The sequence below is a fragment of the Phenylobacterium sp. genome (genome assembly GCF_044371015.1).
In the GTDB taxonomy this organism is placed as follows: domain Bacteria; phylum Pseudomonadota; class Alphaproteobacteria; order Caulobacterales; family Caulobacteraceae; genus Phenylobacterium.
This window is the reverse complement of sequence record NZ_JBILUK010000167.1, coordinates 1-6915: the sequence shown is the minus strand read 5'-3', so window position 1 is coordinate 6915 and position 6915 is coordinate 1. Positions and strand designations below refer to the sequence as shown.

General features: G+C 67.2%; 8 protein-coding genes. 3 read left to right on the top strand and 5 right to left on the bottom strand.

The genetic code is table 11. The features are described from left to right. On the top strand, positions 1-384 hold a 384-nt coding region (locus ACIQ3R_RS13100; RefSeq protein WP_397419194.1), incomplete at its 5' end, for a class II fructose-bisphosphate aldolase. Between the two features lie 9 nt (positions 385-393). On the opposite strand, the gene ACIQ3R_RS13095 is transcribed toward ACIQ3R_RS13100, so the two are convergent. The 5 genes from ACIQ3R_RS13095 to ACIQ3R_RS13075 form a co-directional block, all read right to left on the bottom strand. Further along, positions 394-1014 (bottom strand): LysE family translocator, encoded by a 621-nt coding sequence (locus tag ACIQ3R_RS13095; RefSeq protein ID WP_397419192.1) that lies wholly within the window; start codon positions 1012-1014, stop codon positions 394-396. A 28-nt stretch (positions 1015-1042) separates the two neighbouring features. Further along, positions 1043-2701 carry an MFS transporter gene (locus ACIQ3R_RS13090; RefSeq protein WP_397419190.1) on the bottom strand — a complete coding sequence of 553 codons (1659 nt, stop codon included), beginning with the start codon at positions 2699-2701 and terminating at the stop codon, positions 1043-1045. Positions 2702-2807: 106 nt separating this feature from the next. Further along, positions 2808-4655: a calcium-binding protein gene (locus tag ACIQ3R_RS13085; RefSeq protein WP_397419188.1), complete on the bottom strand. Its 1848-nt coding sequence runs from the start codon at positions 4653-4655 to the stop codon at positions 2808-2810. Between the two features lie 134 nt (positions 4656-4789). Next, on the bottom strand, positions 4790-5272 hold the full coding sequence (gene bfr, locus ACIQ3R_RS13080; protein WP_397419186.1) for a bacterioferritin: 483 nt from the start codon (positions 5270-5272) through the stop codon (positions 4790-4792). Positions 5273-5403: 131 nt separating this feature from the next. After that, complete coding sequence (locus ACIQ3R_RS13075) at positions 5404-5589, bottom strand: bacterioferritin-associated ferredoxin (protein ID WP_397419184.1); 186 nt, start codon at positions 5587-5589, stop codon at positions 5404-5406. Positions 5590-5710: 121 nt separating this feature from the next. Between ACIQ3R_RS13075 and thiE the strand changes: the two genes are divergently transcribed. Both thiE and ACIQ3R_RS13065 read left to right on the top strand, forming a co-directional pair. Next, positions 5711-6361 (top strand): thiamine phosphate synthase, encoded by a 651-nt coding sequence (gene thiE / locus ACIQ3R_RS13070; protein ID WP_397419182.1) that lies wholly within the window; start codon positions 5711-5713, stop codon positions 6359-6361. An 81-nt stretch (positions 6362-6442) separates the two neighbouring features. Then, positions 6443-6915: inositol monophosphatase family protein (locus tag ACIQ3R_RS13065; RefSeq protein ID WP_397419180.1), on the top strand; the 473-nt coding region annotated here is incomplete at its 3' end.

The window sequence follows — 6915 nt, the reverse complement described above, 5'->3', positions numbered from 1 at the left end:
TCGTCGGTGCCGCAGGATCTGCAGGACCTGATCAACAAGTACGGCGGCGAGATGCCGCAGACCTGGGGCGTGCCGGTGGAAGAGATCCAGCGCGGCATCAAGCACGGCGTGCGCAAGATCAACATCGACACCGACAACCGCATGGCCATTACCGCGGCGATCCGGAAAGTGTTCGTCGAGAAGCCCGGCGAGTTCGATCCCCGCGGCTATCTGAAGCCGGCCAAGGAGGCCATGCGCAAGGTCTGCATCCAGCGCTTCGAAGAGTTCGGCACGGCTGGCCACGCCGACAAGATCACGCCCATTCCGCTCTCGGCCATGGCCAAGCGTTATGCCGGCGGCGAACTTGCGCCCAAGGTCGGCATCACCCGGGCGGCGGCCGAGTAAAGCCTTCCTTCAGGCCGTCCGGGTTCCCCAGGCGAGCCAGATCGCGACCAGGGCCAGGGCGACGGCGAAGCCGCGCTCGACCCTGCGTCTGCGCGACGCCGGTCCATTGTCCAGAAGGGCGGCGGCCTGTCCGCCGGCGACGACGATCGACAGGTGCACCATCAGGCTGATCCCGAGGTGGATGGCGCCGAGGCCCAGCGCCTCCATGGCCGGATTGCGACCCGACATGAACCCGGGCAGCAGCGCCACATAGAGCATGGCGGCCTTGGGATTGAGCACATTGGCGAGGTAGCCTCTCAGCACCAAGGTCCGGGCCGAGGCGGGGTCCGGAGCCCCAGTTGCGGGCGCCCCGGCCTCACGCCACGCGTCCCACGCCATCCACAAGAGATAGCCCACGCCCAGCCAGCGCAGCGCCTGGTAGACCGCCGGCCACCGAAGCGCGACTTCCGCAAGGCCCAGCACCGCCGCGATCAGATAGGTCAGGAGGCCGAGCGTGACGCCCACCACAGCCAGCAGGCCCGCCTTTCGGCCCTGGCCGGCGCTGACCAGGGCCAGATAGGCCATGTTCGGCCCTGGGGTCAGTTCCATGACCAGGGCGACGACGACAAAGGCGGTTAGCGACTGCACCATTGGCCCTGGCGGATCCGGGGCCCGACCGTCAGGCCTCGATGGGATTGTCGCGCATTTCCTTGACCCAGAGGATGCCGATCACCGCGGAGACCGTGGCGACCACGATCGGATACCACAGGCCGTAATAGATATCCCCCGTCGCCGCGACCATGGCGAAGGCGGTGGTCGGGAGAAAGCCGCCCAGCCAGCCGTTGCCCAGGTGATAGGGCAGGGACATCGAGGTGTAGCGGATCCGCGCGGGGAACATTTCGACGAGGGCCGCAGCGATGGGCCCATAGACCATGGTCACATAGAGCACGAGCAGGAACAGCAGGCCCACGACCAACGGCTTGTTGACCTTGGCGGAGTCGGCCTTAGCCGGATAGCCCGCGGCCTTGAGCTCGGCCGCGAACCCCTTGGTCCAGGCCTCCTTGGCCGCCTTGAACTCGGAGGCGCTCATCGCGCCGCCGCCTTCGAGGCTTGGAACCTCACGGTCGCCGATGCGGATCAGGGTGGGGCCGGGTTCGCGCGCCGCCACATTGATGTAGCTGACTCCGGCGCCGGCTAGCGCGCCCTTGGCCACGTCGCAGGCGGTGGTGAAGCTCATCCGGCCAATGGGATCGAACTGAAAGTGGCAGTCCGACGGATGAGCCACCAACGTCACGGGCGCCCGCGCCGTGGCCGCCGCGAGATCCGGATTCGCCGCCGTCGTCAGCGCCTTGAAGATCGGGAAGTAGGTCAGGGCCGCGATCAGGCATCCGGCCAGGATGATCGGCTTCCGCCCCACCTTGTCCGACAGCCAGCCGAACAGGATGAAGAACGGCGTGCCGAGCAGCAGGGCGATGGCGACGAGCGTGTTGGTCAGCGCGCCGTCGACCTTGAGCACCCGCTCCAGGAAGAACAGGGCGTAGAACTGGCCCGTGTACCAGACCACGGCCTGGCCGGCGGTGAGGCCGAGCAGGGCCAGGATCACCAGTTTCAGGTTCGGCCACTTGGCGAAGCTGTCGGTCAGCGGCGACTTGGAAGTCTTGCCCTCGTCGACCATCTTCTGGAACACAGGGCTCTCGTTCAGCCGCAGGCGGATCCAGAGCGAGACACCCAGGAGCAGGATCGAGGCCAGAAACGGGATGCGCCAGCCCCAGGCCCTGAACGCATCTTCTCCGATGTTGGTGCGCACCAGCAGGATCACGATCAGGCTCAGGAAGAGGCCCGCCGTGGCGGTCGTCTGGATCCAGCTGGTGTAGAGGCCGCGCTTGCCCGGCGGCGCATGCTCTGCGACGTAGGTGGCGGCCCCGCCGTACTCGCCGCCCAGCGCCAGGCCCTGCAGCAGGCGCAGCACCACCAGCAGGATGGGCGCGGCGACGCCGATCATCTCGTAGCTCGGCAACAGGCCGACCAGGAAGGTCGAGACGCCCATCAGCATCATGGTCACCAGGAAGGTGTTCTTGCGTCCCCACAGATCACCCAGCCGGCCGAACACGATCGCCCCGAAGGGCCGCACCGCGAACCCCGCTGCGAAGGCCAGCAGCGCGAAGATGAAGCCGGTGACCTCGTTCACCCCCGAGAAGAAGTGCTGGGTGATGAAGCCCGCGAGCGAGCCGTAGAGGAAGAAGTCATACCACTCGAAGACGGTGCCGGCCGAAGCTCCGGCCACCACCTTCAGATGAGACTCGCCCTTGGGCGTCTTGCCTTCACCCGTCGCCGCCATCGTCCTGCCTCCCCCGCATTGATCGCGACGGTAGGTCGGGCAGGATCATCGACGCAAGCGGGCAACGCCGCCCCTCCCCGACGCAAGGCGCAAGGAAGGGGGAAGTCTACACCACGTTGGCGGCGCTGATGTCGGCGAGGGTGCGGCCGACGAGAACTACGGCGTCCTCGGCGGTTCCGTTGTTGTTGCCGGTGTCGGCGAACACCACCACGTCGTTACCGACCTGAACCACCACATAGTTCACCACGCCGCCGGCGATCTGGCCGTTGGCGAGGGTGAGGGCGGCGTCGTAGGAGGCCGCCGATTGCTCGATGTAGCTTGAGCCTTCGACTCCGGCCGCGCCGCCGTTGAAGTGGAGACTGTCGGTCGCCTGCCAATCAAGGATCTGGTCAAGGGCCCCGGCGGTGGTTCCGGAATGGCCGCTGTTGGTGGTGAAGAGGTCGTTGCCGGCGCCGCCGGTCAGACGATCAACCCCCTGTTCGCCGTTCAGGCTGTCATTGCCATCGCCACCCTGCAGGATGTCATTCTCACCGCCGCCGGTCATGAGGTCGTTGCCGGCGCCTCCATCGAGGGTGTCGGCGCCGTCATTTCCCTGCAGAACGTCGTTGCCGTCCCCGCCTGTGATGGCGTCCGCGCCCTCGCCGCCGAACGCCGCGTCGTTGCCGACCCCGGTGGAAATGATGTCGTTTCCAGCGGCGGTGTTGACGGTATCATCGCCATCGCCGGCCGTGACATTGTCCGCGTCGGCCCCGCCGACGATGTTGTCATTGCCCGCGCCCGTGTCGATGAGATCGTTGCCGCCGCCGGCATTGGTGACGGAATCCGCGCCATCGCCCGTCGTGATGTTGTCGTTGCCCGCGCCGGACACGACGGTGTCATTGCCGATGCCCGCGGTGATCGTGTCGGATCCGGCTCCCGCATCGAGGCTGTCATTGCCGTCGTCGCCTTGCAGCGTGTCCCCGGCCGCGCCGCCGACGAGGCTGTCGTCGCCCAGACCGCCGCTCAGCGAATCGCCGGTGGTCCCGCCGTTGGAGGTGATGTTGTCGTTGCCGTCGCCGCCGCTGATCACGTCGCGCCCGATGGCGGCCGAGGTGATGGTGTCGTCGCCGGTCCCGCCATCGAGGGTGTTGACCTGAGCGCCGGTGACGCCGGCGGCGGAAAGCGAGATCTGGTCGTTGCCGTCGCCGCCGACCACCTGGGCGCTGGCCGCGCCTGTGGAGGAGAGCGTGTCGTTGCCCGCACCGCCGTCGAGGCTGATGGCGCCGCCCTCGGCCGTGGCGGCCAACAGCGAATCGTCGCCCGCCTCGCCGAACATCAGGTCGTTGCCGCCGCCGCCGGCCAGCACGTCGTTGCCGAGGTTGCCGTTAAGGAAATCGCCGCTGGCGCTACCGGTGACGGTGTCGTTGGCCTGACCGCCCAGCAGGGTCGAGGCGCCGGCCGCCGAGGCGTTGATGCTGTCGTCGCCCAGGTTGCCGTTGACGAAGTTGGAGTTGCCGGAGTCGCTGATGGTGTCGTTGTCCCGGCCTCCGAAGATCGTGTCATTGCCTGCCCCGCCCTGGAGCACGTCGGCGCCGGCGTTGCCCTGCAGCAGGTCGTTGCCCGCCGCCCCGTCCATCGTATCGTCGCCGGAATTGCCGAACAGGCCGTCGGAGCCCGCCGTGCCGGTGACCGCCGTGTCATTGCCGGCGGTGCCGACGAACAGCAGGGAACTGTCGGGGAAGGTGGCCTCGGCCGCGGCGTTGCCGGTGGCGAAGGCGCCGGGGAAGGTCACCGACTTGCCGCTGAAGTTGGAAATCAGGGTGACGGTCGCCAGCGTCGTCGCCGTGGCCGGGTTGAAGATCACCGTCATCCGCTGGGCGGTCTCGCCCGCCTGGCCAAACACGAGGCTGTCTGCGGCCGGATTGTAGGCGTCGGCCTGAGCCTGAGTGATGTTCTCGAAGAAGAAGGTGGCCATGGGGCGCTCCCGTCAGTGGGCTTGAACGATGGAGCGCTCAAGCCCCCCGCAAGGCTGCGTCCCGGCGGAAGCCTACGCGAGGGGTTGCAGCGGCGCCTAGCGACAATTGCCGTGCGCCGGAGCAGCCCGCCGGGTCAGCCCGCAGGAAGCTCGCCCATGGCGCTCTGCAGGTAGTTCTGTTCGCCGAGGCTCTTCACCAGTTCCAGCTGGGTTTCGAGGAAGTCGATGTGATGCTCGGTGTCGGTGAGGATTTCGCGCAGCAGCTGACGCGACACGAAGTCCGCCGAAGTCTCGCTGAGCTTGATTCCCTCAATCAGGGTGGCGCGGCCGCCGATCTCGACCTTCAGGTCGCTGGCCAGGCACTCCGGCACGGCCTCGCCGATCGAAAGCTTGTGAAGGTCCTGCAGGTTGGGCAGGCCTTCAAGGAACAGGATGCGCTTGATGAGCTTGTCGGCGTGCTTCATCTCGCCGACCGATTCGTCAAAGGTGATCTTGCCCAGACGCGTCAGGCCCCAGTTCTCATACATGCGGGCATGCAGGAAATACTGGTTCACCGCTGTCAGTTCATTAGTCAGAACAGCGTTAAGCAGCTTGATGATCGCCTTATCGCCCTTCACGGGACACCTCGTCTAAGTCGTGGAGAGGCCCGGATGCCGTGCGCCTTGATCCATGTCAAAGGCTATGTCTGCGAATAATTCGCGGTCGCCGAACTATCTTTGCGAGTGCTTCGCGATTGCTGACGAGGCCGTTACTCGGCGGCGTATTTCAGGCTTTCGCGGCGCTCGGCCAGCATCTGGCGGATCTCGCAGACGCACCGGGCGCATTGGGCTTGGGTGTCGTGGGCCTTGAACACGTGGACCGGCTTGGTGGCGCCGGCGGCGATGGCCGCGCGGACGTCCCGCTCTCGAATCCCGTTGCAGTTGCAGACGTACATCGACCGACCGGACCGCTTCCTCTGACTTGAGGACGCTAGCCGCCTGCGAACGCCTTTGCAAGTCATTCTCAAAGTTAACGGGGTCTGTGCGACATCGTGTCCACGCGGTAGAGCGAGGGTGATGACTCTTCCGCTTTGCCGCCTCTATCTGATCACGCCGCCGCGCCTGGATGATCCGACCGAATTCGCCGACGCCCTGGCCGGCGCGGTGGACGCCGGCGACGTGGCCGCGCTGCAGATCCGGCTCAAGGATGTCGATGACGAGACCATCGCCCGCGCCGTCGCGGCGATCCGGACGGTCGCCCAGGCGCGCGATGTCGCTGTAATCCTCAATGACCGGCCGGACCTGGCCGCTGCGCTCGGTTGCGACGGCGTGCATGTGGGCCAGTCCGACGCCAGCTACGCAGAGGCGCGACGTCTAGTGGGGCCTGACCGGATGGTGGGCGTCACCTGCCACGACAGCCGTCACCTGGCGATGGAGGCGGCCGAAGCCGGGGCCGACTATGTGGCCTTCGGAGCCTTCTTCCCCACCACGACCAAGGATGCGCCGACCCGCGCCGACCCCGAACTGCTCTCAATCTGGCAGGAGACCATGCAGACGCCCTGCGTGGCGATCGGCGGCGTCACAGCCGAGAACGCCCGGGGCCTCGCCGCCGCCGGCGCGGACTTCCTGGCCGTCTCCGCCGGCGTCTGGGCCTATCCGCAAGGTCCGGCGGCGGCGGTGCGCGCGCTCAACGCCGCCATCGCCGAAGGTCTGGCCGAGCGCGGATAGCCACCCCGACCAAACTTGCCTTCGCCGATCCCCGCGCGTAGGGATCGCGCCCTTCGCGACCCTCCGGAACCCTGGATCCCCGTGAGCACCCAGTCCGCCCTCCTCAAGGTGATGAGCGACGCCGCCCGCAAGGCCGCGCGGGGCTTGAACCGCGACTTCGGCGAACTGGCCGAGCTGCAAGTGGCCAAGAAGGCGCCGGCCGACTTCGTCTCCGCCGCCGACCTGAAGTCCGAACAGGTGATCTTCGAGGCGCTGACCAAGGCCCGGCCCGGCTACAGCTTCCTGGGCGAGGAGCGCGGCATGATCGAGGGGTCGGACAAGACCCACACCTGGATCGTCGATCCGCTCGACGGCACCACCAACTTCCTCCACGCCATCCCCCACTTCGCGATCAACATCGCCCTGCAGCGCGAGGGCGCGGTGGTGGCGGCGGTCACCCACAATCCGGTCACCAACGAGCTGTTCTGGGCCGAGAAGGGCAAGGGCTGCTTCGTCAACGACCGACGGCTGCGGGTCGCGGCGCGACAGCGGATGGACGAAGCGGTGCTGGCCAC